Genomic DNA, 25977 nt, shown 5'->3' with positions numbered 1-25977 from the left:
ATCTTGAACAAATCTATTTTTGATGAACATATCAACAGGGAAAATACTGGTTCGGTAAAATGGGACAAACCGGCCCTACAATCCATATATGGCAGCGAAGACGTCCTACCTATGTGGGTCGCCGACATGGATTTCCCATCTCCTGAACCCATTCAAAAAGCATTGATCGCCCGATTGAATCATCCTGTTTTCGGCTATACCGTCCCTTCCGAATCCATTTATAGCGAGATTCAAAAGTGGGTGAACAACCGACATCAATGGTCGATCACAAAAGACATGATTTCGTTTAGCGCTGGAGTCGTATCAGCCATCGGTACTACCATCCAAGCTTTTACGGAACCAGGAGATAAGATCCTTGTTCAATCCCCTGTCTATACACCTTTCTTTGACATGATTAAGAACAATGGACGGGAAGTGGTCAATAGTCCACTTCGTTTGGAAGAGAACCGGTTTGCCATTGACTTCGAAGATTTCGAAGAAAAACTGAAGACTGGCGTGAAGGTATTTCTTCTTTGCAGCCCCCATAATCCAGGTGGCCGTATTTGGACGAAAGAGGAATTGTTGCGGATAGGTGAACTTTGTTTAACCTATAATGTCATCATTGTCAGTGATGAGATTCATGCAGACCTCTTCCATTCAACAGCGAAACACTACCCTATCGCTTCATTAACGGAAAAGTTAGCTGATATCACCGTCACGCTAATGGCGCCGAGCAAAACCTTCAATATCGCTGGCATGCAAGCTTCGTTCTTGATTACGAGCAATAAAGATCTACAGGTCAAACTGCAAAACGCCCAAACAAGACAGGCTTTTCATGGACTGAACATTCTGGCCTTAACGGCCATGGAATCCGCTTACCGCGAAGGACTGGGCTGGCTCAATGAGTTGACCGAATATATCGAAGGTAATGTAAAAATGGCGGAGGAGTTCATCGCATCCGAGATTCCAGGTCTGCGCGTCATGCATCCTGATGCGTCATATCTCTTGTGGATAGACTGCCGTGACCTTGGCCTCTCCGATAAGGAAATTCAAGAACGATTGATTCATAAAGGAAAACTGGCCTTAGAACCGGGAACAAAATATGGGCCTGGTGGAGAAGGTTTTGTTCGAATGAATATTGGTTGTTCACGGAGCCTGCTGACAGATGGACTTAATCGCCTGAAACTGGCTTTTTCATAACACAGATAAAGAACCAGGGCTTAGCCTGGTTCTTTTCTTTTGCTTATTGATTTTCTTCTTCCACATATGGATCTTTTTCATACCGTGGCAAATCGCCAAACGGGGTCTGGCTATCCTCTTCGATAAGCGTATCTTCTATTTCCTGGTACTGTACATTATGGTAGACCGTTAAGTTTTTTCCATATATATCAACGCCGGCTATATTTTCATAATTCTCGACGAACCCTACATCTTCGTACGAATCGATATACGTATGTTCGTAATCACTCGGTGGATAAGCAAAGTCTGAAGGGGATTCTGATGTCCCGTATCTGGCTACGTCCTGCCAGCTATCTTCCCCGTCATATCCCACAGAACTGGTCCCATCGCAATCATACGTGCTGAAGCTTGGACCGAGCGCCTCTTCTTCGACAGGTCGATTATGGGAGGTCTCTTGAGAGGGACTATGTTCCACACAATAAGTCGTGGTCGGAACGATTTTCAATCGTTCTAGAGGAATTTCAACTGAACAAACCTCGCATTTCCCATATTTACCTCCATCAATGGCCTGAAGTGCACGATCAATATCCCTGACCTCATCGCGATAATGCTCTCCTAACGCCAAATCTTTTTCACGTTCGAACAAATCCGTACCTTGGTCTGCTGGATGGTTATCATAAGAGGACAATTCACCTGTCGAATCCTTGATATTCCTACTTAAACCGAGATCTCCGGAGTCAAGTATTTGCCCTTCCAACCGCTGCTTTGTTTGCTGCAGTTGCTGTTTGAAACCATTTAGTTGCTGATTGGATAGCATGTTCAACACCCTTTCATAATCAACCTTCCCCTAGTATTTCTCTCTTTCCAGCATTCCATAAAGGTATTTTCTTCCTCAAGAATAAACTGGACGATTCTACAAAGGCTAACTAGGAAACATTAATATCAAAGGGGGCATTTCCTTGTATTTTTATAAAGAAGATTTAATTAACATGATAGTTCCGGACAAACCGGATCCAAATGCTGCCAAAGTTCTCCAAGAAGCACTCGGTGGACAATTCGGTGAAATGCGGACGTTAATGCAGTTTTCTTTTCAAAGTGCGAACTTCCGTGGCAAGGATAAGAAATATCGGGATTTAATCCGAGGCGTATTTCTAGAGGAACTAAGCCATGTGGAGCTAGTTCAAACAACAATCAATCAGATGCTCAATGAGGCAGGTGGCGACCAACCCGGTAATTCAGGTCCGAATGGCGCACCACTTGAAGATGTAATCCAATCTGGAGCGAACCCTCACCATTTTATCATGGGGGCAAAATCTTCCCTCCCTGTAGATGCAGGTGGAAACCCTTGGAATGGCTCATGGGTGTACGACCACGGAAACTTAATTGCCAATCTTCTTAACAATGTGGTGCTTGAATCGACAGGCGTCCTCCAAAAATCGAGAATTTATGAGATGAGCTCCAATAAAACACTTCGTGAAACAATCGCCTTTCTTATGGTACGTGATAACGCCCATCAGAATGCATTTGCCAAGGCACTGGAAACACTTGGAGTCGATTGGGGTAAAATTTTCCCTGTACCGAACTATGACCTCAATAAATATCCGGAATGCCGAAAATATGTAGATTTAGGTTTCCATAATGCCCAGTTCAACTTCAGGCTTGACCAAACCCAAATAGGTGATATATTCCAAGGGAAAACACCAAGCCGGGATGGTGGCGAACTTTTCGTTACAGAACCACCGAAAGGTTATCCAGTTCCGGAAAGGCCAGATATGCCAAGTGAACATGCTCCTGGCACAGATGACCTAAATAAATAAATAAATGAATAAAAGAATAAGCGGACACAGCAATGTGTCCGCTCCTATATTAGTTATTGATGTATTTCTCGAATACAAACCCGAAATCTTTAACATGATATTTCTTGCGGCTATCCATCAGCCAGTCAAATGCAGCGGCATTGATATCCTTGAAGCTGGACACCATCTGAGTGCCATCTGTCCGGACTTGATTCAAGGTCGATGAAGCCAAGTTCACGCTCTGTTGGGCATATTGAAGCGCATAGGCATTTTCATGGCAAATTTCAGAAATCTTCACAAGGGATTTAAATAAGTCTTTCAGTTCCTCGATGAATTTCTTATGAACATCAATCGAGAAGGTTTTAGCACCAATCGAGAATTTAATTTCAGCATCTAGATCTACGGTTCCAGCCGTTTCAAGGGTTACATTCGAAAACTCATACTGGCTATAGCTGTACCTGGTCAGCATCCGTTTTTTGCTTATGGCACTTGTTCCGTCCAGATGGATGAATGCTTGGTTGGTGAAACAGTATTCATCCGTTTTCGATTTGATCAGGAAATAGATCTTTTCGTCATCTTCATGCATGATGTAATCATCCGCATCCACCTTATCATAATCAACCGGCTTTATCACACTTCCAATATCGCTTAGACCCAGAGCGTCTGCCGCCATTTTCTTAAACATATACATTCCTCCTATTACAATAATTTTTCCAGAATGATTTCATCACGGATGGGAATGCCGTCTTTGCTGTAAAATGGGATTTCCGGTTTGGTTTTCCTTGATTCTTCCACTGCATTCCTCACAATGTCCGAAATAACATAACCCCGTTTTTGAAAGAATTTCAATGCTTGCAGATTATCATTTGTAGTAATGGCCTTAATCGAGTGGCAATTCTTTTCCTTAGCGAGATTTTCAATCACATAAAGCAAAGACGAACCCACGCCCTGTTTCTCATGTTCGCTGTTCAGGGAAATGATTTCACATTGTTGGTCCAGTATCTTATACGTGGCCATCCCCGTTATTTCGTCGTTCTCATCCATTACTGCAAATCCCTCGAGTTCCGCATAATGAAACTTGCCGATTGAAAAGACAACGTGTGTCGTCTCCCAATGTTCCACAAAGAAACTCTTGACCGTATCTGCCGCTATCATTCTTTTTGCTATGATTTGCATAACACTTCCCGCCCCCAAAACTATCTCTATAGCTTCTAGTATAAAATGCTTATGCCAATATGGGAACTAGTTTGTTTATTCCATACCATGCAATTATTTTCTGTAATGGTCAAGAGACATCTGCGCTGTCAGTTAGGGTTACTGAATCTTCTTCAAGAAAGGGAATCGTCTTTTAGATGTCGATTCCTGTTAGTCACTTCATCTTCGAATTTTTTCGTTTTCAGTTCTTCTTTTTTTGAATACTTAATGATCGCTCTCATTGTGAAAACGGCAGCTATCAAAAAGATCATACAGGTAATGCCAGCCGGGATGTATTCACTCTTGTCTTCTGGGAAATATAGAAACATACCTAAAAATGTATGTGTAAGGAAGTCCATTTATATCTCCTTTCTTAAATTTGATTATTTTACCCATTATAGCAATTACTGGTCCTAATCGTCCATTAAACCTAAAAAAAGCGAGAGGCTCATGCCGCTCGCTTTAGGATAAATCGATTATAGGATGGTAATGCCTTTAATGACTACGTCAACAGCTGGTTTGTCTCCGGCAACTGTCTCTACGTTGGCAATCGTGTCGACAACGTCCATGCCCTCGATGACTTGTCCGAAAACAGAGTGTTTGTGGTCAAGCCATGGTGTGCCACCATTTTCCATATAGGCGCTGATGATTTCTTCCGGATATCCGGCTTGTTTCATTTGTTCACCCATTCTGCTGTCTACATGTTGCGCTTGAACGATGAAGAATTGGCTTCCGTTCGTTCCCGGGCCGGCATTCGCCATCGAAAGAGCCCCGCGCAGGTTGAATAATTGCATAGAGAACTCGTCTTCAAAGTTAGAACCCCAAATGCTTTCTCCACCCATTCCCGTTCCTGTCGGGTCTCCACCTTGCAGCATGAAATCCTTTATGACACGGTGGAAGATGATTCCATCGTAATATCCATTCTCTGCATGTGTTAAGAAGTTTTCTACTGTTTTAGGAGCATGCTCCGGGAACAGTTTGATTTTAATATCGCCTAGCGTCGTTTGCATGATGACCGCTTTTTCATTTTCCAGTACTTCAGTCGATAATTGTGGAAATTGTGTCATTGTCATAACCTCTTTCTTTTTTAAATAAATGGCTCATATCTCCATTCTCTAACCTTCATTTGTACACTTTACACGATTTCATAAAAAAAAGCACCTTTGATCCAGCAAACAGTTTCACTGTGAAAAGTCCTTGGACTTATGTATCATGGAGGAAGTTGAAAAGAAAGGTGGATGAAGTAATGTCAGAGCATGAATTCAAGGTTGGCGACAAGGTGACCGCCATCTATAAAACGGGGAAATATATCGGGGAAGTCACCGATATCCGGCCTGCTGCATATCTTGTAAAAGTATTGGCCGTCATGAAGCATCCTATGCAGGGAGATCTTCATAATCCGAAGCAAACGGAAGTGTCCATGTTTCATCAACGACGCGCCCTTGCGTTCCGTGAACAAACCAATGTCCCGATGAATATGGTCAGGGTCCATGATGGGGACATTCCGGATTATAAGGAATCCTTACGGGAAGCTGTCGAGAAAATGGCACGCACTTTAAAAGAAAGCCAAACAGAATGGAATGAAAAAAGCTTACAACTACTCGAAGACCTAGCAGCGGATTATTTTAAATAAAACATGATAAAAGCCAAATCAATAGAAATTGATTTGGCTTTTATAACGCGAGATGATTCAATACTTTTGATAAATCGATACGGTCACCGATTGTCGTTGGTTCATGGTTTTTCATATAACTCTTATCTTTCTCGACCAGCTTAAAGATATTATACGTGGTAATGGCATCATCAAGGGCCCTGTGGTGCTTACCTGTACCTTCTTTTCCATAGGCCTGTACGGCCTTCCATAACCCCGTTTGGTTTTGGTCTCCGAAGAAACGCTTATATTCCAAGCAGAGATCGCTCTGTTTACCCGTGAAAGGAAACTTTAGACCTGCTTTCTGACAGTTCTGACGGAGCACCTTCATATCCATGTTCCCCCAGGTGACAATCGTCGTTGGATGCTTCTGATCAAGCTTCCGTAAAAAGGAAACCAATTCTTCAAATGAAATTCCACGGTCCACCTGATCTTGGTTGATATTCAAGAATTTCTTACAACGATTCGTCAACACCGGAAACCTCGACGGGTTAACGTAGGAAGAAAATTGTTCCTGCACTGTATCATTCACGACCGCAATCAAACCTACCTCAATAATCTCAGGATAGAATCCGACTGGGTTTGCCTTCCCTTCAGGCATCGTAAATTCAAAATCAATGAATACATACTGCTGTTGTCCATCCATTTCCGAACCCCCTTCTTATTCATGACATCTTTCCATCGACTAAATTTTGGCTATTGTTTTCTATGAGAATATTATAACAGAAGATTTAGTCAGTTATTTAATTTGATTTCATTATGCAACGTCCATTGCCTAACACATTTTTCCCATTTTCATTTTTAACAACTTCTGAAGAAACTCTTTATTGTCTACCGAAATTGGATTATGATGGATAAACAAAGCGAAAGAACCACTCTTTATTACCTATATTATTTCCATGAAGTTACTAAAAATATATTAGTTAGGAAGTTGGACTATGCGCACGTATCTTGGCTATATCACGATTTTCTTCTTAATTCCGGTCTTGTCCATCTTTATCTTTCTATCCTATCAAGAGTGGTCTCTAGCTGAAACTCCCCATCACGTTTTGGATGAAAGGATTCCCCTCGATAAGGTTGACTTGGCTCAAACCAGTTATATGACGGCCGGAAATGGCAAAGTGATCAGTGAAATTTCCAATGGAGAAAAACGGATTTATTTGAATCTTGACGATATACCAGTATTCCTTGAAGACCTATTCATCGTCACGGAAGATCAAAAATTTTATGAGCACCGTGGAATTGATGTAACTGCCATCAGTCGGGCGCTGCTCGTCAATTCTCAAAAAAGTGACATTGCACAGGGCGGAAGTACCATCACCCAGCAGCTGGCCAGGAATGTTTTTCTTACCCATGATCGAACGTATAACCGGAAGCTGAGTGAACTCTTTTATGCCTATCAGCTCGAACGAAATCGATCCAAGTCGGAAATCATCGAACTCTATATGAACGCCATCTATTTCAATAACGGGGCCTATGGAATCGAAGCGGCGTCCCAATTTTATTTCAGCAAATCAACCACAGATTTATCAAAGGCTGAAATCGCCTTTCTTGCTGCCATTCCTAATAATCCTGAACTCTATAACCCTCTTAAACACTTTGATAATACGAAAAAGCGTCAGGAGCGAGTTTTAAAACAGATGGTTGTCCAAGGTAAATTAAAGCAGAAGGAATGCGATAAACTCATTAAAAAGAAAATCAGGTTAGACTTGTCCACCAACATCGACTTATACCCTGATTATGTGACCTATGTCCATCAAGAGCTGAAAAACCTTGTGGCCTCAGCTAGCGGCCTGACGAAATTGCTGACAAGCTCGGACGAAGGCACACGTAATCAAGCGGAAGTGGAATTGAACAAACAGGTCACAAAGCTTCTGAAATCTGGCGTAACCATTCACACTGCACTGGATATCAATCTACAAACCCAGGCTAAGTCGGCCATGCAATCGCAAATCGGGTTAAATGATATCGAGGGAGCTTCAGTAGTTATACAGCATCATACGCACCAGCTTGTCTCTTTGATTGGGGGAAAGGATTATAAAAAAAATTCTTTCAATCGCGCTTACCAAAGTTACAGGCAACCTGGTTCAACGATAAAACCGCTTCTGGATTATGCACCCTATATAGAAGAAACCGGGGCGGACATCAATCAGCTCGTTAGCGGGGCAAGTTATTGCAGCACTAGCTACTGTCCGAGAAATTATAACGGTGCCACCTATGGGCTGGTCTCTATAAAGAAAGCATTCGCACAGTCCTATAATACGCCGGCAATCAGGCTTTTTGAAAAAACCGGCATTGAAAAGAGCTTCCAGTACCTAAATAGCTTTCAATTTAAAAAGGTTTCCATCCATGATCACCATCTCAGTTCCGCCATTGGTGGATTTGAATATGGGATGAGCCCACTCGAGCTGACCAACGCCTTTACATCATTCAATGATGGAAGCTACCAACCGGCGCGGGCGATTATTAAAATAACAGACCGGGAAGGAAATATCCTTTATAAATGGAAAGATCAATCAAAAAAGGTGTGGAACAAAGAAACCGTCAGCAAAATGCGCCAGTTGCTTCATGAAGTCACCATAAATGGGACGGCACGCCGGGCCTATTTCCCAACCGGATATATCGGTGGGAAAACAGGTACAACCAATGATGCCAAAGACATTTGGTTCGTCGGCCTGACAGGAAACTACACAACGGGTGTCTGGGTTGGAAAGGATAAGCCAGCCAGCCTTCAAACCGTCTATTCCCGCCAGCCCCAGATATCGATTTGGAAGACCATCAGCCAAGCCGCTGAATATTGAAACTGAAGACAATCGGAGGGATAACCATGATAGGAATTTCCATTCAATTATCAAATGACCACTTAATCATTAAATGGCAACTATCCAGGATAGAAATACCCGTTTCAGACATTGTAAAGGTGACTCGAGATGAAACATATGCGGGTGAAGGTACCAATGCCATCAGGATTGGTACCCCTTATGGCACAACAGATCGAATCGTAATCAAGACGAAATCTGATACGTATATCTTGTTCACTACAAATGCAACTTCCATGGAAAACAAGATCACCTCAATGATAGATGGAAGTGATAGATGGAAGTGATAGCGTGCACTAACAGAAAGAGCTGCCGAGATTTTCTTGGCAGCTCTTTCTTTCATACGGATACGCTTTTACTAGATCGGCAAACTGGCAATCACGCTGTTATACAGTTTCAATGCTGAATAGGCGACGATGGCCACTAATGCAGTCCAAACAAAGATGGGAAAGAATATCAAGCCGACAAGTCCGGATACATTCACACTTGAGCTCAATTTATATACGAAGTAAATCAAGGCCACCACATTCGTGACAAGGAAGATAGAAATGAGGCCTAATAGGTATTGAACACTAAATAGTGAACATGCACCACCGATTACGTAAATGACCGACCCCATCCTGATGCTCGTCAATGCTTTTCCATCCGAATCTTTGGAAAAGAACAATAACGAAACTTCAATGACCGTATCCGATATCAACTTCAACGCCGCAAACACCATGAACATGACCAACAGCAGCACAATCATCAAGGCAAGCTTAATCCCTGTCTCAGAAAAAAACTCCAGCATGCCCTGATAGATTCCCAAATTCCCGAATAATACAAGAACCTGCATCTCTCCATATATCGCAAAGGATAGACTAAACAGCAAAATCGCAATGATTGGGAAATAACTAAGTAAATATGTATTTTTCATGTTTTCTCCATCCATATATCTTTTATCCTATATTATGCAAGATACACTAAGATTTCTCAATGTAATTTACAGGTATCCCCCTTTTTTTCGTGCTTTTCAAAAAAATTTCAAAACCCTTTTTCTCTCCTTTTCTACCTATATATAAAACTCTATTTTAATAAGTATCCCCGGCTCTTTAAGCCATGCAAACCCTCAAAAAGTGGGTTATACTTTTAAGAATGACAAGCAACATAAATAAAAAAACAATCAACGAAGATTCAGCACCGTCTAAGATTGTGTAAAAAAAAGCATAATAAGGCGATGACTTCGTTTATAAGGGGGGAGTTTATGTCTTTGCTTCATTGGGCGGTATTATCACCTTTTCTATTGGCCATTTTAATACCGTTCTTATACAAGTACTTGCGTCAAATACATACTGGTTGGTTTGTACTGATTTTACCCGTTCTTCTCTTTAGCTATTTTTCTCGTTTTATTTCTCTGACGAAACAGGGAGAAACCTTAACGGAACGGGCTACGTGGATTCCTTCTCTCGGAATCCATATAGATTTCTATGTGGACGGGCTGGGACTATTGTTCGCCCTCCTCATCACGGGAATTGGTTCACTCGTCATTTTGTATTCCATCTTTTATTTATCAAAAGAAAAAGAAAAACTGAACCAGTTTTATGTCTTTCTCTTACTATTCATGGGAGCCATGCTTGGTGTGGTCCTTTCTGACAATTTGATCGTTCTCTATTCATTCTGGGAATTCACGAGTTTGTCATCCTTTTTACTCATTGGATATTGGAACGAGAGGGAGCGGTCTCGGTACGGAGCTCAAAAATCGCTACTGATCACCGTTTTTGGCGGATTGAGCATGCTTGGGGGAATCGTTCTCCTTTCCATCATGGGAAACACATTCAGCATAAGGGAACTGATTGCAGGAAGCGGCGAACTGTTACATCATCCGCTTTTCACTCCTGCTCTATTGCTGATTTTACTCGGTGCCTTCACTAAATCGGCTCAGTTCCCCTTCCATATCTGGCTTCCTGATGCGATGGAAGCACCGACACCCGTCAGTGCTTACCTCCATTCTGCAACGATGGTCAAAGCCGGGATTTACCTGGTTGCCCGTCTAAGCCCGGTATTTGCTGAATCCGGTACCTGGTTCTGGCTCGTTTCGATCGCTGGTTTGCTCACCTTATTCTGGGGTTCATTCTCTGCCGTGAAACAGACAGATTTAAAAGGAATTCTCGCATTCTCCACCATCAGTCAGCTAGGCTTGATCATGTCGCTATTGGGACTTGGAGCCGCGGCTCTTCACTATGAAACCCTAGGTGACAATATATACCTGGCTGCGACAGTCGCCGCCGTCTTCCACTTGATTAACCACGCAACCTTTAAAGGAAGCTTATTCATGGTTGCCGGGATCATTGACCACGAAACCGGTACAAGGGACATCCGCAAGCTGGGCGGTTTGATGCAACTGATGCCCATCACCTTTACGGTAGCCGTCATTGGTGCCTTTTCGATGGCAGGACTGCCTCCTTTCAATGGGTTCTTAAGCAAGGAGATGTTTCTTGCTGCCATGGTGAATGTGTTGGAACTCGATCTATTCAATATGGACACATGGGGAGTATTGTTCCCGGTAGTGGCTTGGATCGCGAGTGTTTTCACTTTCATTTACAGCATGATCGTCGTTCTCAAGCCTTTTACAGGTAAACTTCAGCATTTGGATAAGAAACCGCATGAAGCGCCGATTGGCATGTTGATTTCTCCGATGATCCTTGCTTCTTTGGTCATCGTATTCGGGATTTTCCCTAATCTACTGTCTTCGTCAATCATCGAGCCGGCTGTGGCGAGTATACAGCCAAGCTTGGTAGACCCGGAATTTCATGTTCATATTGGGTTCTGGCATGGATTCACACCGGAACTATGGATGACGATCGGGATCATTGTGGTCGGGATCATTTTATACAAAACATTATCCAAATGGAGCGGAATCTATCACTCAGTTCCAGAACGTTTCTCGTTAAACGCACTTTATGACCTTGGGTTAAAATCGTTGGAACGTTCCGCTTCTTCCATCATGAAATTTCTGATGACCGGCTCGATTCGGAACTATTTATTATCCATTTTCCTTTTCTTCATCCTCTCCTTGGGGTTTTCCCTTTATTGGAAGGATGCATATACATTCGAGACAGGAAACTTTGCCCCATTCGGGTTATATGAAGTCGTTTTAGCGGCAATCATCGTGATTGGATCGATTGCCATTCTGTTTGCCAAGTCACGGTTAACATCCATCATCATCTTAGGAGCCGTCGGTTATACGATATCCCTATTTTTCGTCTTACTCCGCGCACCGGATTTGGCATTAACGCAACTGGTCATTGAAACCATCTCCGTCGCTCTTTTCTTGCTCTGTTTCTTTCATTTACCCTTACTGGCAAGTAGAAAGGAAGAGCGGATCACATTCAAGCTGAATAATGCCTTGATATCGATTGGGGTAGGGGCCGTCGTCACCTTGATTGCTTTATCCGCTCATAGCACTAAGCTATTTGATTCGATATCTAGTTATTACCTTGAAAATGCGTACAAGGAAGCCGGAGGTAAAAACGTCGTCAATGTCATTCTCGTGGACTTCCGTGGACTTGATACGATGTTCGAAATAAGTGTTCTCGCCGTTGCAGCACTTGGAATCTTCGCGATGATTAAATTGCGGATGACGGGGAGGAAAGATAAATCATGAAACAAAATGACTTGATTCTTCAAACCGTGACGAATGTAGCCGCTTTTGTCATCCTGCTTTTTTCCGTTTCCATCTTTTTAGGCGGCCACTACTCGCCTGGGGGCGGATTTGTCGGCGGCCTGATGACATCAGCGGCGATTGTCTTACTGTTGCTTGCTTATGATATTAAAACTGTTACCGAAATCTTGCCGATCGACTATAAACTGATGATAGGTGTGGGCTTATTCATTTCGGCCCTGACGGTAGCCGGTTCGCTTCTGTTCGGGGTCCCGCTCATGACCCATGTGTATCGATATATCGACCTGCCTATCCTTGGACATATCTCGCTTCATACAGCGGTACTATTTGATTTAGGGGTTTACCTTGTGGTTGTTGGTGTCACGATGACCATTATTCAAACGATAGGGGAGAGTGAATAATGGAACTTTTAATGGCCATTGTCATAGGAATTCTATTTATGTGTGCAACCTATTTGATGCTTTCCAAAAGCATTTTACGGATCATCATCGGTACAGGGTTGCTTAGTCATGGGGCCCATCTTTTGATTTTAACGATGGGTGGTTTAAAAGGCGGATCTGTTCCATTGCTTGATGATGAAGTGGCATCTTATGTTGATCCGCTTCCCCAAGCACTCATCTTAACGGCGATCGTCATCAGTTTCGGCGTCACTTCCTTCTTACTGGTGCTCGCCTACCGGACTTATCAGGAACTGGGGACGGATGATATGGAAGAAATGAGAGGTACGGACACAAATGATTAATCTACCATTCATGCCTGTTTTATTACCACTTTTTACAGGCATCATCCTTATTTTATTCGCCAAGAATATTAAGCTTCAAAAAGGGATCTCGCTAATTTCCTCCCTTATTGGAATTGCGATAGCCGTTTATTTAGTCAGCTCCGTGTACAATCAAGGCATTTTGTCACTGGGAGTCGGTAGCTGGAAAGCGCCTTTCGGCATTGTGATTGTCGCTGACATGCTTTCTTCCCTACTCGTTTTAACGACCAATATCATTGGTTTGGCGATATTGATTTATTCGTTTTACTCCATTGGTAAAGAGCGTGAAGAACATTATTATTACCCCATTTTGCAGTTTTTGCTGATTGGTGTGAACGGGGCATTCCTTACCGGAGACCTTTTCAACCTGTTCGTCTTTTTTGAAGTGATGCTGATGGCTTCCTACGTCCTCCTTGTATTGGGTGGGACGAAAATCCAGCTGAAGGAATCTCTGAAGTACATTATCGTCAATGTTCTTTCTTCAGCCTTTTTCGTCATCATGGTTGCCTATCTGTATTCCATCCTTGGCACGTTGAACATGGCCCACCTGAGTCAGCGGATAGCAGAGGCTGGACAGCCTGCAATCCTATCGGTCATCGCCATCGGTTTCTTGATTGTGTTTGGCTTGAAGGGAGCCATCTTCCCATTATTCCAATGGCTTCCGGGTTCTTATTACGCTCCGCCCATCCCTGTGATGGCCTTATTTGGAGCCTTATTGACCAAGGTTGGGATTTATTCCATTTTCCGGACCTATACACTCATGTTCCATCATGACCAGAACTTTACGCACCTGTTCCTTGAAATCCTTGCGATTTTAACGATTATCGTGGGTGTCATCGGTGCAATCGCCTATTGGGATGTTAAAAAAATCATCATCTATAATATCATCATCGCCGTCGGTGTCATCATCTTTGGTATCTCCTTGATGAATGAGCCAGCCTTATCCGGTTCGATCTTGTATATCATTCATGATATGTTGATCAAAGCGGCACTCTTCTTATTGGTGGGCATCATGATCAAAATCAGTGGATCCGATGATTTAAGGAATATTGGCGGCCTGATCAAGCAATATCCGGGCCTTGCCTGGACATTCTTCATCGCAGCCATATCATTGGCGGGCATCCCTCCCTTCAGTGGGTTCGCCGGCAAGCTGATGATCCTTCAAGGAGCAGCCGAAAAAGAAGCCTATATTGGATTGGCGATGGTCTTACTATCCAGCTTGATGGTCTTATATTCGGTGATGAAAATTTTCATACACGGTTTTTGGGGAACCCCGAAAGTCGCGTATACCCTAGGTAAGGCAACGGTCAACAAAATGCTTGTCCCTGCGGTCCTGCTTGTCGCCATTTCCGTCTTATACGGAGTGGGAACAGAAGCGGTTTACCCCTATATTGCACAAGCCGTTGACACATTAATGAATCCCGATATTTATATCGATGCGGTTTTAAAGGAGTAATGCCTGATGTCCTTTCAAATATTACTGAATGTGTTCCTGGCGATTATCTGGATGTTTCTAAAAAATGAATTCAACGGAAGCACCTTTATTATTGGCTATGCTTTAGGGCTTGGCATCATGTTTATCTTCCGTCATTTTTTCACCAGCCGTTTTTACCTCAACCGGGTGTATGCCGTCATCCGGCTGATCTTGATTTTTGCCCGGGAACTATTATTATCCAATATTAGCGTACTTAAAGTCGTATTGAAGCCACGGCTCGATATGAAGCCGGGTATATTCGCATACGAAACGGTACTCACGAAGGATTGGGAGATTACGATCCTATCAAATTTAATCACCCTGACCCCAGGTACACTGGTAGTCGAGGTTTCGGAAGACAATCGCATCCTTTATATCCATGCGATGGATATCGCTGATAAAGAGGAAGCCGTTGACAGCATTAAACATACATTTGAAAAAGCGATCATGGAGGTGAGCAAATAATGTTTGCACTTTTACTGAAAATCGCATTGCTTGGTGTCTCACTATCCATGCTTGGATTCTTGTACCGGTTAATTAAAGGTCCTTCCGTTCCTGACCGCGTCATCGCCCTTGACGCAATGGGAATCAACCTCATCGCACTTGTTGCTCTCGCATCCGTAGTCATGGATACGAAGGCTTATCTCGAAGCCATCCTGTTGCTCGGAATCTTGTCGTTTATCGGAACGGTCGCTTTCGCTAAATTCCTGGAGAAAGGGGAGATAATCGAAGATGACCGAAATCGTTGAGATCCTTTCAGCTGGTTTTATTTTGATCGGTGTCTTTCTGTTTTTAGTCTCGGCCTTCGGTATCATCCGGCTGCCTGACGTGTATACAAGGAATCACGCCGTATCCAAAAGTTCAACCCTTGGTATCATGTTCATCTTGCTTGGTACCCTTCTTTATTTTTATTACAAGCATAGTCACTTCGATTTTCGTGTCTTACTGGCCATCTTCTTCATTTTCATGACCAGCCCCGTAGCGGGACATTTGATCAACCGCTCCGCCTATCATTCCGGCGTCAAAATGTGGGATCAAAGTGTCCAGGATGATTTAAAGAAAAGACGATGAAATCCATTCAAAAAGAGCTACCGTTAGCAACGGTAGCTCTTTTATCATTCCATGCATTTTAGTTCCTCACTTTGGCAAGTCAATGACTGCCAAAGTACACCGCGACACACAGACTAGTTTTCCATCTTCATCCCGAATCTTTACGTCCCATATCATTGTGGTTTTCCCACGGTGAAGGATGTTACCTTCTGCCGTAACAACCCCTGAGCGTACACTTCTAATATGATTGGCATTGATTTCAAGCCCTACCACCGCTTGTTTTGTGCCATCTACCAGTTGAAAACCACCGATGCTTGCCACCGATTCCGCCAAAGCGACCGATGCGCCCCCATGCAATAAACCAAAAGGCTGTTTTGTACGTTCATCCACAGGCATTGTCGCAATGACTTTTCCATTGCTCAATTCTTTCATCTCTATCCCAAGCGTACCTATCAGCGAACCTTCTACATTCATATCCATTGTTAATCCTCCCTTCCCTAATCATCTACCTTTCATACCATTCTACCTTGTATTCATCAGTTATAACAGAGAAAAATGAATAACCATTCATTTTTTCAATAAAAAGGATGACCTGACACCTTTCAAGTCATCCTTCATTTCATTCACTTGGAAAAAATCTGTTTCAGTTCTGACCAGTTCGTCAGTCTGGGGATGGTCATTTCCCGATTATAGGAATTATCGATGGCGTAAACCTTCGTTGGAATCCCGACCAATGTTTCTAGAACTGCCGGTTTATCATCGAAATAATAGTCCAATTCCAATTTCTTAATCGTTTCGATTTTTTCATGATCTTTCATGCCGCAATAGAAGTGGTCGTCTTTTACAGGAAATCCATTTTCAATCATCCATTGTTTCGTCCGTTCACCATGCTCGGATTTCCTTGCCGTGATATAAAAAATGTCATGTCCTTCACTTTCAAGCTCTTGTAAGGTTTCCACTGCCCCCTCGAATGCTGGACAGGATGAATAATAGATTTCTTCGGCAAGACTGTTCCACATTTTTCCGCCTTCTTCTTTACTCATCTCGAACAGTTCATGAATCTCCAAGGTTTTCAAGGCCTTGAATTTCGTTAACTCTACATTTTTATTGAGCTTTTCATTATATAACTGGAATGCGTATTCCCTTAAGTTAATCAGAGTATCATCTATATCAAAACCAAATCTCATCTTCTTCACTCTCCATTTAAACATATGCGGTAAACAAGGATTCATAAGAATTCTCCATGTCCACCTGCAAGGCCTGTAGCTTTTCAATATAGGCTCTTCTTTTTGGCTCCGCCCTTTTCAGACCGGTTAATCCGGTATCTCCTCGTAGGATGTGATCGCGAATTTGCTGGGCCAGTAACTCAGCGTCCCCCAGGGCACAGTTGAGACCGAAAGCACCAGTGGGCGTCATTGTATGGGCGGCATCCCCCAATAGACAACGCCATCTTTTGTCCACGTTTCACACTGGCAACTATGAACGTCCAATAAAATGAAATCCTGCCAAGATTGGATATGTTCCCGGACCATACCCGCTAACTCAGGGAAATTCATGATCAATTTTTCAATGAAAGGTTCAAAAGGCTGTTTCCGAAGCTGGGAGTACGACCCATGATCAATATTCCATCCAATCTGGATCAAACCTCCCGCCTGGGTGAATAGGGTCAGCTGGGAACCATTGACCAATGCATTCTTGATGGAAGGCTTCCATCCGTAAGGGGCCGGTATTTTAGCCCAGAGTAAATCATAGCCGTGGTTTTTGACCACCACAGGGATTTCCGCTTTTTTTCTAACCGTTGAAAACCTTCCGTCCGCACCGATGATCAATGGGCTTTGAATGATGAGCTCGCTCCCATCCTTCAAGGCTTTCACACCACAAAACTGCCCCGCTTCGTCCTGAATGAGATCAGTCATCCTCGTATTCAACATCAATTGAAAGGAATTCAACTTTTGGGCTTCATCGACGATCACCTTCAGGAGATGATTTTGGGGCACATGGATACCAAGATTATCTTTGTGAGCATCAGGAAAAATTTCTTTTACAAGTTGACCATCCTGCCAATATTCAATCTGTTCCATCCTAAGTAAACCCAAGTCTTCCACTTTCGGAAACAAGCCAAGCTTTTTAAGGATGCTCTCTCCTTCTTCGTTCAAGAACTCACCCCGGAATTCCCGTGCGACTCCCAAGTTCCGCTCAAGTAAGATGACTGAAATGTTCTGTTTGGCCAAAAGGTAGGCCAAGAGTGCTCCACCGGGACCTGAACCTACAATGCATACATCCGTTTTGACCATCATGCTTTTCACCTGTTGTCTATTTAAATTTAGGATAAGCCGTTATACGGATGTCCTCCCCAAACGTATCGACATGAGAGATGGAGACATCCAAGGCTTCATCCATTGTATCTACATCGTACCCTGTAAATGGAGTAAGCGAATTTCTCCCGCCTAATAATTTAGGAGCCACATAGATTAAGTATTTATCAATGAGTCCCGCCCTTAAGAATGAAGCATTCACCTCGCTACCACCTTCAAGCAGGATATCCGTTATCCCTTTTTTGTAGAGTTCGTCCATCAAGATTTCTAAGTCCAATCCCGTATCTGTTTTGGGGACCATAATGATTTCAATTCCCAGCTCGCTTAAGGACGCAATTTTTTCTAATGAGGCATTTTCATGTGTGACAATGACCGTTTTGGCTTCCTCTACTTGGACGACATTCGACTCTAAGGGAACACGGAGCTCACTATCCAAAATGATGCGGATTGGATTTTTGCCACCGCCTTCAGGAAGCCGGGTCGTCAAGGCTGGATTATCCGCCAGTACCGTTCCGATGCCTACTAGAATCGCATCGACTTCACTACGCAGCAAATGGACCGAGTGGCGGGATTGTTCCCCGGTAATCCATTTTGAATGTCCAGTGTGCGTCGCAAGTTTGCCATCAAGCGTCATCGCATATTTGGAAAGGACAAAAGGACGATTTGTCGTCATATTATGGATAAAACGCTCATTCAGCCTTTGTGCTTCCTTCTCCAAAACGCCTACTTCCACTTCGATGCCCGCATTTCTTAGGAGGGCGATCCCTCTCCCTGCCACTGCTGGGTTTGGGTCTTCCATCGCCACTACGACCCGCTTAACCCCCGATTCCTTCACCAGGTTTGCGCATGGCGGCGTTTTTCCATAATGGGAGCAAGGTTCGAGGGTCACATAAAGGGTAGCACCTTTGGCATACTCTCCAGCCATCTTAAAGGCATGAACCTCCGCATGCGGTTCACCCGCTTTACGATGGATCCCCGTTCCGGCAATCACGCCGTCTTTCACTATAACAGCCCCGACAATCGGGTTTGGATTCGTTTTGCCTTTAGCACTAGAAGCTAATTCCAAGGCCAGCTTCATGTAAAATTCATCAGTATTCATCAGTACAGCTCCCCTTCACACAATTAAAGTAGGATCCTCTTGCGGTATATGTCCGGACTTCTTGATTTTCGTGTCCAAGTAGAAACTATTCGTCTCGGTCAAACCGCCCCAAAGCGGGAGATGATTCTTTGCGGTAAGACCATGCTCTTTCAAGGCAGCCAGCTTTTTAGGATTATTCGTAATCAATGTCACCGGTTTTTCACGCAGGGCTTTCAGTACAGTAATTGCTCCTTCATAAGACCTTGTGTCATCTTCGAATCCCAACGCATTATTCGCTTCCACAGTGTCAAATCCTTCTTGCTGAAGCAAGTAAGCCAGTGACTTCGTAAATAAACCAATCCCTCTTCCCTCATGGTCCGCAAGGTAAAAAATTGCACCGGTCCCGGCCTCGACGATCATCTCCATCGACTGATGAAGCTGGTACCCACAATCACATCGTTGACTGCCGAATATGTCCCCCGTGTGGCAGATGCTATGCATACGGACGAGCGCATCCTCCGCTTTCTCGAAATCACCATACACCAATACCGATGATTGCTGGCCAAAAGCTAAGTTAGCACTAGAAAGTGATTCGAGTACATCTTCGTTCTCATTGCCATCCCCTTCGAGCTGAAGCCATGTATACCATTGGAAGACAGCTGAAAAGTCCCCTTGCTTAACAGGTAGATTAACAGGGCCCACTAGGCACAGATCATCCTTACCCGGGGTTTTCAAGATGTTCATTTTATCTAATAAAAGGTTTTTGATTTGATTCGTTATTTTCATAGTAAAATCACCTATTTTTTTAGTTTATTGGCAAGATATCTCCTTACTTAATGTAAGTAAGTATATCAAGTATACCTCTCGATGCAGAAATTCACAAATAATAGTGTGCACTTGTTTCAATTTTACGAAAAAGAAATGGGAATTCTAAAACCTCTATCATAAACTTCAAGATTCATTCATATTTTAACCTATATAATGCCCCTGTCTATAGTAAGACTTGGGAAAGGGAGGCTATCTTTTGGGTGATACCCCTTATTTTTTTACCGATCCGGATGGATTTCGCACAAACGGTGATGAGGAAGAGAATTATACATCAGAAGGTCAGTTTCCCCGACCTACCTCCTCTAGGAACCCTGACCTCCTCATTCAATCAGCGAAATCTTCGCAATCTTTAATGGACGATGCAAAAAAAGTCGTGGATATGATAGCTTCATCCAAACCATTTTCCACACGGCTCATGGCTGCGGCCCAAGCATCAAATATGGCTACCGTCACAGACATGATAAAAAAAACGGGAATTAAAACGACACCCGATATCAAGTACAATCCTGATGGTATCCGCTTCGATTTTTATCCGAAGACAGGGGAAGTAAACTGCCATATCATCATCAATTTAAAGTGGAGCAATATGTAGCATAAAAAAACCGAAGCCCTTTCCGGCTTCGGTCATTGATGCTAGTCCTGCTCAGGATTGAAAGTCTCCACCAAAAGGGCAAGCGTCCTTGCCATGACTCCAGTCGCACCGGCAGTTCCCAATTCATTCGCACTCGCTGACGTGGAGGTTCCAGCAATATCGAGATGTACCCATGGTGTCGATTCGGCAAATTCACCGACAAAGGCACCACCCATGATGGCATGCCCCGCTCCACCTGGCGAATTATTCAAATCCGCAATCTTGCTGTTGCGTACACGCTCTTTATCTTTTTCGGTAATCGGCAGACGCCACATCGGCTCTCCCGCTTCCTCAGAGGCTTTTTGGACTTGTTCATAGAATTCCACGTTATTGGTCATGGCTCCTGTCATATCATTGCCTAAGGCCGTTATGACGCCACCCGTTAAGGTTGCTACATCGACAAGGTATTCTGCACCATGATGCTTCGCATACGTCATGGCATCCGCCAACACAAGCCGTCCCTCGGCATCTGTATTCAGCACCTCGATGGTCTTACCGCTCATGGCCGTAATCACGTCATCTGGTTTAAAGGCATTTCCGCTGATCATGTTATCGGTAGAAGGAATGACGGCTACGACATTTTGATCCGGACCAAGTTCCCCTATGATTTCCATCGCACCCAAGACCGCTGCTGCACCACCCATGTCCGTTTTCATTCCTACGATTCCGGCCTTCGTTTTCAACGAGTAACCTCCTGTATCGAAGGTAATCCCTTTCCCGACCAACCCGATTACATCTGTCCATTCTTCTTTTCCTTGATATTTGAGGACGATCATTTTCGGTGGTTCGACCGATCCTTGATTCACCGCAAGAAGGGCCCCCATGCCAAGCTTCAGCATATCTTCCTTCTCGAGGATTTCAACCTCGAATCCATACCGGTCACCCAAGTCTATGGAATAGTTCGCTAAATCCGTGGAAGTCAGTAAGTTGCCAGGTGTATTAACCAATGTCCTCGCTGAATTCGTCGCTTTCCCGAATACCCGCCCAACATGCAGGGCCGCCCCTACTTCTTCCATTTCGCACTCACTATAAACCGTGATCGATTCAATATTTTTTTCTACCTGGTTCGATTTCTGTTTGTAGCCTGCAAATTTATAGCCAGCCAGTTCAAATGCTTCTGAAAAAGCATGTGCTGCGTCCAGTGCACCCAACTGTTCAGTCGTAAAGGTGTCCAAAGCGATGCTCATTGTCGTAAGCCTTGAATCAGCCACCATTTTACGTGCCTTCCCTAAAGCTTCCCTTAAGGTCTCAAAAGAAAGGTCCTTTTCTTTTCCCAATCCGACGAAGATTAACTTCTTCACGCCTAATTTGCCTAACGTATGTATTTTCGTGACTGATTTTTTTTTGGAAGAGATTTCACCCTCCTTCACCAATTGTGTAAGGTGTCCGGATAATTTTTCATCCGCTTCCTGGCCGATGCCCGTAAATTTAATAGGTCGATCAAACACACCCATCAACAAGCATTCTTCTGTCATATCTAAGTTCAAGGTATTTTTCACCGTATACATTCCCTTACCGCCTCCATTCAATTATCCCTATTATAACGAAATTCCCCGAAATTTCCGAATTCGTTGTACAACATAAATTAGAAAAAACATGAGAAGAACAATTCCTACACCAATTTGTACATTAAGATATCATCAACATATTCATCTTCATTCATCTTAAATTCTTTAACCTTGCGCCCTTCTTCAATGAACCCCATTTTCTTGTACAAAGAAATAGCCCCGTGATTCGTTGCGAAAACACCTAGACTCACTTTTTCAATCAATGGATGGTTCTCTGCCCAATCCAATAATGCTTTTAGCAGCATGCTGCCAATTCCTAGTCCCCTGTAACTTTTACTTATCATCATGCCAAAGTTTCCTGTATGAGACAGTCGCATTCTATTTTTGGACATTTGAAATACGATCCAACCGATGACTTCTCCCTCTTTTTCAGCTACTAATAATGTTTCTTTTTCATTTTCCAATATGCTTTGAACCCACTCTTTTTGTTGAGAATATGTTTTGGTGAACTCTGAAGCTAATGGGATAAGAAACTCGCCTTCTGAAACGACGGATTTCTGTATGTCTAAAATCGCCTCGGAATCTTCTATTGTTCCAGTACGAACAATAGACCTAACACTATCTTTTGAAATGGACAATAATATCTCCCCTTATAAAACATACTATTAAAATACATATTCGATTTACGGTTAAAAAAATCCTTTTCAGATCCTTATTGCGACACTTTTATAAATGTCGCAAACCTTCATACATCAGAGCTTTATTTCACATGCCCACAAAAGAAGTAGTTTAGAAAGCCTCCCTTTAGAGAAATAGTATAAGAAAGACCATATTTTCTCTAATAAGCAGGGAATTTACAGGATATGATGGAAGTAGTATAAGGATTACACAAAACCTGCTTCCTTTAATTAAGTCTCGACGTTACTTTATAAATGGAAAGAAGGCTGAAACTTTTGGAATTTTTCATGAACTTCCCCCTGATTGCCGCTTTAATTGCCATTTTCTTTGCTCAATTCATTAAAGTGCCGATTCATTTCATTGCCTTTCGTAAATGGGATTGGTCGCTGATCAACTCTACCGGCGGTATGCCCAGTTCCCATTCTGCGGCCGTGACTGCACTTACCGTAGCCGTGGGAATCGAAATGGGCATGGACTCACCCGTCTTTGCTGTTGCCACTGTTTTTGCCATCATCACCATGTTTGATGCAACAGGAGTAAGGAGGCAGGCGGGAGAACAGGCTGCCGTTTTGAATCAACTTGTCACAGACTTTAATCTGTTTGTTGAACAAGCGAAGAAGTGGCAGAAGAAAGAGGAAAAACAAAAGAAGCAGCAATTAAAGGAACTACTCGGCCATAAGCCGATTGAAGTCTTTTTCGGAGCTTTGACCGGGGTATTCATTGCACTTGTTCTTCATTTTTTTATTTTTCAAGGGTAGGTGACTAAAAGATGAAAATTATTTCTCTATGCCCAAGCAATACCGAACTCTGTACATATCTAGGAATCGAAGACCAATTAATCGCCATCGATGACTATTCCGATTGGCCTGCCTCCCTACAACATCTGCCCAAAGTCGGCCCTGACCTATCCATCAATATCGATTTAGTAGAATCATTACGTCCTGATCTAGTACTTGCGTCCCTTAGCGTCCCTGGAATGGAAAAAAATATCGAAGCACTCAAAAAGCGTCAGATACCCCATATCATTTTCAATCCGCAAACGCTTGAAGACATTGCCCAAGATTTACTTACCCTGGGGGAGGCCGTTCATGTACAGGAAATGGCCTCGATACAGGCTGCCAAATTCCGTTCAACGATCCAGCAATATAAAACCGTAGCGGACAGCATTGAAACCATCCCCTCCCTATATTGGGAATGGTGGCCCAATCCCCTTTTCAGTCCAGGCGGGGTCAACTGGTTAACGGAAATCAGCCGTTTGGCCGGAGGGTATAACCTTTTTGAAGAAGTGGACATGGCAAGCATTCAGGTCCCTTCCGAAGAAGTGCAAAAGAAGAACCCCGACCATATTTGTTTAGCATGGGTCGGTGTCCCTTTACACAAGGTAAACCCTGAAATAATCAAAAGAAGGGAGGGCTGGTCCGAAATGAAGGCCATCCAAGCCAATAGAATTCACATCATGGAAGAACCCTTATTTTGCCGTCCCTCTCCCAGATTGCTAGAGGGGTTATCCAAACTTGCCCTGACGCTCCATCCGGAAGCCTACCTTCATATCCTTTAAGGGTTGACGCCAAAAAGCTGACTCAGTCATTGAGCCAGCTTTTTGAATATTCATTGGTTTAAAAGGCAAATGAAGATAGTTTTTTATCGGATGCTTTTTCAGCAATGGTCAAAACTTGTCTCGCTTTCATTTCATTCAACTTATGTAATTGTTCTTCAGAAAAGCGCCCATCCCCTTTTTGCACCAGATACACCTCAAGGGTTTTCTTTCCCCATTTTTCATAAACATCTTGAACCGTTTCGTAATATAGATCAAGATGATTCCCTTTAATCGCCCCGCCTTTGTCTGCCACCACCCCAAATCCATAATCAGGAATCCACAGGATCGTTCCTAATGGAAACACGGAAAGATCGGCCGCAATCGTAGAAAACATATCCCTTTTTACCTTTACCCCTGAATAGGTAATGCCATAAGATTGGCTCTCCGGATATTTTCCGGTTGATTCATGGCCGGCTGTATACCCTGTCGCCAATACCTTATGTCTAGGATACTTTGAAAGCTCAATTGCCTCTTCTATCGTGGCAGGTCCCCCACTTTTTTTCGTGGCCGACGCTACGATTGTCGCCCTATGGCTCCCTTTATGAAAGGCTTTGTATTCGTGCCCGAACACTGTATTTTTCCTGATTGTTTCTTCCAATGGATGAACTTCAGGCATGGCACCGAAAACATGATTCACGGTTGATTCAATAGCTAAGATAAACAATAGGATAATGGCAATCCGCAAAAATAATGTACGTATGATCTTCATATGTATGTTCTTCCACTCCTCTCACAAGGATATTTCTTCCCTATCCTGAGAGAAAGTATTCATTCAGACGTTAAAATGACCACATATCACTATAAAAATAGAAAAAAGACCGTCAATAACTGACAGCCCATCATATTTAAAACATTTGGTATCCCTTATTTCTCAATATCTTAATCGTAATTCCTGCTCCGATGGCACCAATTAAACCACTTGATAAAATCATTACATCCGCTGCATGAAGAGATGCCAAACTCGTCCCTAGTTCGGAAAATGAATCTCCTGGTTGTCTGAAATATTCAATCAACTTAGCTTTATTGACTATGACGATGAAGACGATTGGAAAAAGGATGACCATGATCCATGACGATCGAAAAAGCATGTTAAGCAAAAAGCCTATCCCGAAAAACAATACAAAAAATAAAAGGATGGAGATAATCAAAACTGGTAATGGCATAATATGCTAGACCTCCTTGAAAGAACCACTTTTAGTTTACAGAATACATAATTGGTACGTCAACGACATAATACCAATTAATTCCTAAAAAAACGACATGACCTTCACATAAATAATTTATACGACGTATATCCGAACTGATTGCCGGGATTAACCCCGTCAAGCATCGTCTGCATTCTCTCCTTCTTAAAGGCTAAAAGTTGTTCCAATAAAACAGACTGCTTGCCTTCGGCGATTAGGGCTTCTGGATCATAAAACCGGGCTTCATATAATTCATTCAATTGCGGGGACACATCAAAACTAAGTGGCTTGAGTAAAAAAACCAACATGTTATCACTTATCTCCCCTTTGATGACACCGCTTCTGACCCCTACCATCCCTTCAATTTCCGTATGAATGCCAGTCTCCTCCTGTACTTCTCTAACCACTGCCTCATCTACCGTTTCATCGTGTCGAACGAAACCAGCAGGAAGAGACCATTGACCTTCTAATCCTCCATACCGTTTATTGACGACAAGCCATTCGCCTTTTTCGGAAATCACGAGTCCTGATACGGCCAGCCAGACATTTTTGCAGCGTTCCACTTCTTCCACTTCCTTATTTATCGTTATTTGTA

At 43.1% G+C, this 25977-nt stretch carries 33 protein-coding genes; 15 read left to right on the top strand and 18 right to left on the bottom strand.

Going from position 1 to position 25977, the window contains the following annotated elements; genetic code table 11:
• The first annotated feature begins 3 nt into the window (after positions 1-3).
• On the top strand, positions 4-1179 hold the full coding sequence (locus tag ACIQXN_RS05745; RefSeq protein ID WP_402963019.1) for a MalY/PatB family protein: 1176 nt from the start codon (positions 4-6) through the stop codon (positions 1177-1179).
• 43 nt (positions 1180-1222) lie between these two features.
• Here the strand turns inward: ACIQXN_RS05745 and ACIQXN_RS05740 are convergent, their stop codons facing one another.
• Positions 1223-1975: a TraR/DksA C4-type zinc finger protein gene (locus ACIQXN_RS05740; RefSeq protein ID WP_402963015.1), complete on the bottom strand. Its 753-nt coding sequence runs from the start codon at positions 1973-1975 to the stop codon at positions 1223-1225.
• 142 nt (positions 1976-2117) lie between these two features.
• Between ACIQXN_RS05740 and ACIQXN_RS05735 the strand changes: the two genes are divergently transcribed.
• The gene (locus ACIQXN_RS05735) at positions 2118-2975 is read left to right on the top strand and encodes a manganese catalase family protein (RefSeq protein WP_402963011.1); all 858 of its coding nucleotides are present in this window, start codon (positions 2118-2120) and stop codon (positions 2973-2975) included.
• Positions 2976-3024: 49 nt separating this feature from the next.
• On the opposite strand, the gene ACIQXN_RS05730 is transcribed toward ACIQXN_RS05735, so the two are convergent.
• From ACIQXN_RS05730 to ACIQXN_RS05715, 4 genes are all read right to left on the bottom strand, one after another.
• A complete protein-coding gene (locus ACIQXN_RS05730; protein ID WP_402963007.1) occupies positions 3025-3639 on the bottom strand; it encodes a PH domain-containing protein in 615 nt (204 codons plus the stop codon).
• 14 nt (positions 3640-3653) lie between these two features.
• Positions 3654-4130 carry a GNAT family N-acetyltransferase gene (locus tag ACIQXN_RS05725; RefSeq protein WP_402963003.1) on the bottom strand — a complete coding sequence of 159 codons (477 nt, stop codon included), beginning with the start codon at positions 4128-4130 and terminating at the stop codon, positions 3654-3656.
• A gap of 152 nt (positions 4131-4282) precedes the next feature.
• Positions 4283-4507 carry a hypothetical protein gene (locus tag ACIQXN_RS05720; protein ID WP_402962999.1) on the bottom strand — a complete coding sequence of 75 codons (225 nt, stop codon included), beginning with the start codon at positions 4505-4507 and terminating at the stop codon, positions 4283-4285.
• 117 nt (positions 4508-4624) lie between these two features.
• Positions 4625-5215 carry a peptidylprolyl isomerase gene (locus tag ACIQXN_RS05715; protein ID WP_402962996.1) on the bottom strand — a complete coding sequence of 197 codons (591 nt, stop codon included), beginning with the start codon at positions 5213-5215 and terminating at the stop codon, positions 4625-4627.
• A 179-nt stretch (positions 5216-5394) separates the two neighbouring features.
• On the opposite strand from ACIQXN_RS05715, the gene kapB reads away from it, so the two are divergent.
• Positions 5395-5781 (top strand): kinase-associated lipoprotein KapB, encoded by a 387-nt coding sequence (gene kapB / locus ACIQXN_RS05710; RefSeq protein ID WP_402962993.1) that lies wholly within the window; start codon positions 5395-5397, stop codon positions 5779-5781.
• Between the two features lie 40 nt (positions 5782-5821).
• On the opposite strand, the gene kapD is transcribed toward kapB, so the two are convergent.
• Positions 5822-6445 carry a 3'-5' exonuclease KapD gene (gene kapD / locus ACIQXN_RS05705; RefSeq protein WP_402962989.1) on the bottom strand — a complete coding sequence of 208 codons (624 nt, stop codon included), beginning with the start codon at positions 6443-6445 and terminating at the stop codon, positions 5822-5824.
• A gap of 292 nt (positions 6446-6737) precedes the next feature.
• Here kapD and ACIQXN_RS05700 point away from each other — a divergent pair, with 292 nt between their 5' ends.
• Positions 6738-8600 carry a transglycosylase domain-containing protein gene (locus ACIQXN_RS05700; RefSeq protein WP_402962985.1) on the top strand — a complete coding sequence of 621 codons (1863 nt, stop codon included), beginning with the start codon at positions 6738-6740 and terminating at the stop codon, positions 8598-8600.
• Between the two features lie 26 nt (positions 8601-8626).
• Complete coding sequence (locus tag ACIQXN_RS05695) at positions 8627-8905, top strand: SunI/YnzG family protein (RefSeq protein WP_402962981.1); 279 nt, start codon at positions 8627-8629, stop codon at positions 8903-8905.
• Between the two features lie 71 nt (positions 8906-8976).
• Here ACIQXN_RS05695 and ACIQXN_RS05690 read toward each other — a convergent pair whose 3' ends face one another.
• Positions 8977-9534 carry a DUF5366 family protein gene (locus tag ACIQXN_RS05690; protein ID WP_402962977.1) on the bottom strand — a complete coding sequence of 186 codons (558 nt, stop codon included), beginning with the start codon at positions 9532-9534 and terminating at the stop codon, positions 8977-8979.
• A gap of 327 nt (positions 9535-9861) precedes the next feature.
• Here ACIQXN_RS05690 and ACIQXN_RS05685 point away from each other — a divergent pair, with 327 nt between their 5' ends.
• The 7 genes from ACIQXN_RS05685 to mnhG are packed head-to-tail and all read left to right on the top strand — an operon-like array spanning position 9862 to position 15584.
• Positions 9862-12261: a Na+/H+ antiporter subunit A gene (locus ACIQXN_RS05685; protein WP_402962973.1), complete on the top strand. Its 2400-nt coding sequence runs from the start codon at positions 9862-9864 to the stop codon at positions 12259-12261.
• Entirely contained in the window at positions 12258-12680 is a 423-nt protein-coding gene (locus ACIQXN_RS05680) for a Na(+)/H(+) antiporter subunit B (protein ID WP_402962970.1), read from the top strand. The genes ACIQXN_RS05685 and ACIQXN_RS05680 overlap by 4 nt, the downstream gene beginning before the upstream one ends.
• A complete protein-coding gene (locus tag ACIQXN_RS05675) occupies positions 12680-13021 on the top strand; it encodes a Na(+)/H(+) antiporter subunit C (protein ID WP_402962966.1) in 342 nt (113 codons plus the stop codon). The genes ACIQXN_RS05680 and ACIQXN_RS05675 overlap by 1 nt, the downstream gene beginning before the upstream one ends.
• Positions 13014-14495 (top strand): Na+/H+ antiporter subunit D, encoded by a 1482-nt coding sequence (locus tag ACIQXN_RS05670; RefSeq protein WP_402962963.1) that lies wholly within the window; start codon positions 13014-13016, stop codon positions 14493-14495. The genes ACIQXN_RS05675 and ACIQXN_RS05670 overlap by 8 nt, the downstream gene beginning before the upstream one ends.
• 6 nt (positions 14496-14501) lie before the next feature.
• Entirely contained in the window at positions 14502-14978 is a 477-nt protein-coding gene (locus ACIQXN_RS05665; RefSeq protein WP_402962960.1) for a Na+/H+ antiporter subunit E, read from the top strand.
• Positions 14978-15262, top strand: a complete 285-nt coding sequence (locus tag ACIQXN_RS05660; RefSeq protein WP_402962956.1) for a Na(+)/H(+) antiporter subunit F1 — start codon at positions 14978-14980, stop codon at positions 15260-15262. Before ACIQXN_RS05665 ends, ACIQXN_RS05660 begins: the two co-directional genes overlap by 1 nt.
• Positions 15246-15584 (top strand): monovalent cation/H(+) antiporter subunit G, encoded by a 339-nt coding sequence (gene mnhG / locus ACIQXN_RS05655; protein WP_402962953.1) that lies wholly within the window; start codon positions 15246-15248, stop codon positions 15582-15584. Before ACIQXN_RS05660 ends, mnhG begins: the two co-directional genes overlap by 17 nt.
• A 66-nt stretch (positions 15585-15650) precedes the next feature.
• On the opposite strand, the gene ACIQXN_RS05650 is transcribed toward mnhG, so the two are convergent.
• The 6 genes from ACIQXN_RS05650 to ACIQXN_RS05625 all read right to left on the bottom strand — a co-directional run bounded on the left by ACIQXN_RS05650 (position 15651) and on the right by ACIQXN_RS05625 (position 19742).
• Positions 15651-16037 carry a hotdog fold thioesterase gene (locus ACIQXN_RS05650; RefSeq protein WP_402963362.1) on the bottom strand — a complete coding sequence of 129 codons (387 nt, stop codon included), beginning with the start codon at positions 16035-16037 and terminating at the stop codon, positions 15651-15653.
• Between the two features lie 149 nt (positions 16038-16186).
• Positions 16187-16750 (bottom strand): 5' nucleotidase, NT5C type, encoded by a 564-nt coding sequence (locus tag ACIQXN_RS05645; RefSeq protein WP_402962949.1) that lies wholly within the window; start codon positions 16748-16750, stop codon positions 16187-16189.
• Between the two features lie 16 nt (positions 16751-16766).
• Positions 16767-16979, bottom strand: coding sequence for an FAD-dependent monooxygenase (locus ACIQXN_RS05640; RefSeq protein WP_402962945.1), 213 nt, complete (start codon positions 16977-16979; stop codon positions 16767-16769).
• Positions 16976-17860, bottom strand: a complete 885-nt coding sequence (locus tag ACIQXN_RS05635; protein WP_402962941.1) for an FAD-dependent monooxygenase — start codon at positions 17858-17860, stop codon at positions 16976-16978. The genes ACIQXN_RS05640 and ACIQXN_RS05635 overlap by 4 nt, the downstream gene beginning before the upstream one ends.
• A gap of 16 nt (positions 17861-17876) precedes the next feature.
• Positions 17877-18977, bottom strand: coding sequence for a bifunctional diaminohydroxyphosphoribosylaminopyrimidine deaminase/5-amino-6-(5-phosphoribosylamino)uracil reductase RibD (gene ribD / locus ACIQXN_RS05630; protein ID WP_402962937.1), 1101 nt, complete (start codon positions 18975-18977; stop codon positions 17877-17879).
• A 15-nt stretch (positions 18978-18992) separates the two neighbouring features.
• Entirely contained in the window at positions 18993-19742 is a 750-nt protein-coding gene (locus ACIQXN_RS05625; protein WP_402962933.1) for a GTP cyclohydrolase II, read from the bottom strand.
• A gap of 238 nt (positions 19743-19980) precedes the next feature.
• Here ACIQXN_RS05625 and ACIQXN_RS05620 point away from each other — a divergent pair, with 238 nt between their 5' ends.
• Entirely contained in the window at positions 19981-20376 is a 396-nt protein-coding gene (locus ACIQXN_RS05620; protein WP_402962929.1) for a YuzC family spore coat inner layer protein, read from the top strand.
• A 41-nt stretch (positions 20377-20417) separates the two neighbouring features.
• Here ACIQXN_RS05620 and ACIQXN_RS05615 read toward each other — a convergent pair whose 3' ends face one another.
• Both ACIQXN_RS05615 and ACIQXN_RS05610 read right to left on the bottom strand, forming a co-directional pair.
• A complete protein-coding gene (locus tag ACIQXN_RS05615; protein WP_402962925.1) occupies positions 20418-21923 on the bottom strand; it encodes a leucyl aminopeptidase in 1506 nt (501 codons plus the stop codon).
• Between the two features lie 104 nt (positions 21924-22027).
• Positions 22028-22561: a GNAT family N-acetyltransferase gene (locus ACIQXN_RS05610; RefSeq protein ID WP_402962921.1), complete on the bottom strand. Its 534-nt coding sequence runs from the start codon at positions 22559-22561 to the stop codon at positions 22028-22030.
• 315 nt (positions 22562-22876) lie between these two features.
• Between ACIQXN_RS05610 and ACIQXN_RS05605 the strand changes: the two genes are divergently transcribed.
• Together ACIQXN_RS05605 and ACIQXN_RS05600 are read left to right on the top strand one after the other, a co-directional pair.
• Positions 22877-23359, top strand: coding sequence for a divergent PAP2 family protein (locus tag ACIQXN_RS05605; RefSeq protein WP_402962918.1), 483 nt, complete (start codon positions 22877-22879; stop codon positions 23357-23359).
• Positions 23360-23370: 11 nt separating this feature from the next.
• Entirely contained in the window at positions 23371-24159 is a 789-nt protein-coding gene (locus tag ACIQXN_RS05600; RefSeq protein WP_402962914.1) for a cobalamin-binding protein, read from the top strand.
• Positions 24160-24217: 58 nt separating this feature from the next.
• Here the strand turns inward: ACIQXN_RS05600 and ACIQXN_RS05595 are convergent, their stop codons facing one another.
• The 3 genes from ACIQXN_RS05595 to ACIQXN_RS05585 form a co-directional block, all read right to left on the bottom strand.
• Positions 24218-24907: a 3D domain-containing protein gene (locus ACIQXN_RS05595; RefSeq protein WP_402962910.1), complete on the bottom strand. Its 690-nt coding sequence runs from the start codon at positions 24905-24907 to the stop codon at positions 24218-24220.
• 136 nt (positions 24908-25043) lie between these two features.
• On the bottom strand, positions 25044-25361 hold the full coding sequence (locus ACIQXN_RS05590) for a YuiB family protein (protein WP_402962906.1): 318 nt from the start codon (positions 25359-25361) through the stop codon (positions 25044-25046).
• Between the two features lie 104 nt (positions 25362-25465).
• Positions 25466-25945, bottom strand: a complete 480-nt coding sequence (locus ACIQXN_RS05585) for an NUDIX domain-containing protein (RefSeq protein ID WP_402962902.1) — start codon at positions 25943-25945, stop codon at positions 25466-25468.
• Positions 25946-25977: the final 32 nt, after the last annotated feature.

The organism is Peribacillus sp. NPDC097295, assembly GCF_044761665.1.
Classification (GTDB): Bacteria; Bacillota; Bacilli; order Bacillales; family DSM-1321; genus Peribacillus.
The sequence above is the reverse complement of the archived record's forward strand: the minus strand, read 5'-3'. Positions and strand labels throughout refer to the sequence as shown.

What these genes read in the sequence shown, in the direction of transcription:
- ACIQXN_RS05720 (WP_402962999.1), bottom strand. Translation starts at nt 4,507, where the DNA reads ATGGACTTCCTTACACATACATTTTTAGGTATGTTTCTATATTTCCCA.
- ACIQXN_RS05685 (WP_402962973.1), top strand. Translation starts at nt 9,862, where the DNA reads ATGTCTTTGCTTCATTGGGCGGTATTATCACCTTTTCTATTGGCCATT.
- ribD (WP_402962937.1), bottom strand. Translation starts at nt 18,977, where the DNA reads ATGAATACTGATGAATTTTACATGAAGCTGGCCTTGGAATTAGCTTCT.
- ACIQXN_RS05650 (WP_402963362.1), bottom strand. Translation starts at nt 16,037, where the DNA reads ATGAATGTAGAAGGTTCGCTGATAGGTACGCTTGGGATAGAGATGAAA.
- ACIQXN_RS05700 (WP_402962985.1), top strand. Translation starts at nt 6,738, where the DNA reads ATGCGCACGTATCTTGGCTATATCACGATTTTCTTCTTAATTCCGGTC.
- ACIQXN_RS05690 (WP_402962977.1), bottom strand. Translation starts at nt 9,534, where the DNA reads ATGAAAAATACATATTTACTTAGTTATTTCCCAATCATTGCGATTTTG.
- ACIQXN_RS05625 (WP_402962933.1), bottom strand. Translation starts at nt 19,742, where the DNA reads ATGAAAATAACGAATCAAATCAAAAACCTTTTATTAGATAAAATGAAC.
- ACIQXN_RS05635 (WP_402962941.1), bottom strand. Translation starts at nt 17,860, where the DNA reads ATGATGGTCAAAACGGATGTATGCATTGTAGGTTCAGGTCCCGGTGGA.
- ACIQXN_RS05600 (WP_402962914.1), top strand. Translation starts at nt 23,371, where the DNA reads ATGAAAATTATTTCTCTATGCCCAAGCAATACCGAACTCTGTACATAT.
- ACIQXN_RS05730 (WP_402963007.1), bottom strand. Translation starts at nt 3,639, where the DNA reads ATGTTTAAGAAAATGGCGGCAGACGCTCTGGGTCTAAGCGATATTGGA.
- ACIQXN_RS05615 (WP_402962925.1), bottom strand. Translation starts at nt 21,923, where the DNA reads ATGTATACGGTGAAAAATACCTTGAACTTAGATATGACAGAAGAATGC.
- ACIQXN_RS05740 (WP_402963015.1), bottom strand. Translation starts at nt 1,975, where the DNA reads ATGCTATCCAATCAGCAACTAAATGGTTTCAAACAGCAACTGCAGCAA.
- ACIQXN_RS05590 (WP_402962906.1), bottom strand. Translation starts at nt 25,361, where the DNA reads ATGCCATTACCAGTTTTGATTATCTCCATCCTTTTATTTTTTGTATTG.
- kapD (WP_402962989.1), bottom strand. Translation starts at nt 6,445, where the DNA reads ATGGATGGACAACAGCAGTATGTATTCATTGATTTTGAATTTACGATG.
- ACIQXN_RS05680 (WP_402962970.1), top strand. Translation starts at nt 12,258, where the DNA reads ATGAAACAAAATGACTTGATTCTTCAAACCGTGACGAATGTAGCCGCT.
- ACIQXN_RS05670 (WP_402962963.1), top strand. Translation starts at nt 13,014, where the DNA reads ATGATTAATCTACCATTCATGCCTGTTTTATTACCACTTTTTACAGGC.
- ACIQXN_RS05595 (WP_402962910.1), bottom strand. Translation starts at nt 24,907, where the DNA reads ATGAAGATCATACGTACATTATTTTTGCGGATTGCCATTATCCTATTG.
- ACIQXN_RS05660 (WP_402962956.1), top strand. Translation starts at nt 14,978, where the DNA reads ATGTTTGCACTTTTACTGAAAATCGCATTGCTTGGTGTCTCACTATCC.
- ACIQXN_RS05675 (WP_402962966.1), top strand. Translation starts at nt 12,680, where the DNA reads ATGGAACTTTTAATGGCCATTGTCATAGGAATTCTATTTATGTGTGCA.
- ACIQXN_RS05715 (WP_402962996.1), bottom strand. Translation starts at nt 5,215, where the DNA reads ATGACACAATTTCCACAATTATCGACTGAAGTACTGGAAAATGAAAAA.
- mnhG (WP_402962953.1), top strand. Translation starts at nt 15,246, where the DNA reads ATGACCGAAATCGTTGAGATCCTTTCAGCTGGTTTTATTTTGATCGGT.
- ACIQXN_RS05665 (WP_402962960.1), top strand. Translation starts at nt 14,502, where the DNA reads ATGTCCTTTCAAATATTACTGAATGTGTTCCTGGCGATTATCTGGATG.
- ACIQXN_RS05725 (WP_402963003.1), bottom strand. Translation starts at nt 4,130, where the DNA reads ATGCAAATCATAGCAAAAAGAATGATAGCGGCAGATACGGTCAAGAGT.
- ACIQXN_RS05640 (WP_402962945.1), bottom strand. Translation starts at nt 16,979, where the DNA reads ATGACGCCCACTGGTGCTTTCGGTCTCAACTGTGCCCTGGGGGACGCT.
- ACIQXN_RS05645 (WP_402962949.1), bottom strand. Translation starts at nt 16,750, where the DNA reads ATGAGATTTGGTTTTGATATAGATGATACTCTGATTAACTTAAGGGAA.
- ACIQXN_RS05695 (WP_402962981.1), top strand. Translation starts at nt 8,627, where the DNA reads ATGATAGGAATTTCCATTCAATTATCAAATGACCACTTAATCATTAAA.
- kapB (WP_402962993.1), top strand. Translation starts at nt 5,395, where the DNA reads ATGTCAGAGCATGAATTCAAGGTTGGCGACAAGGTGACCGCCATCTAT.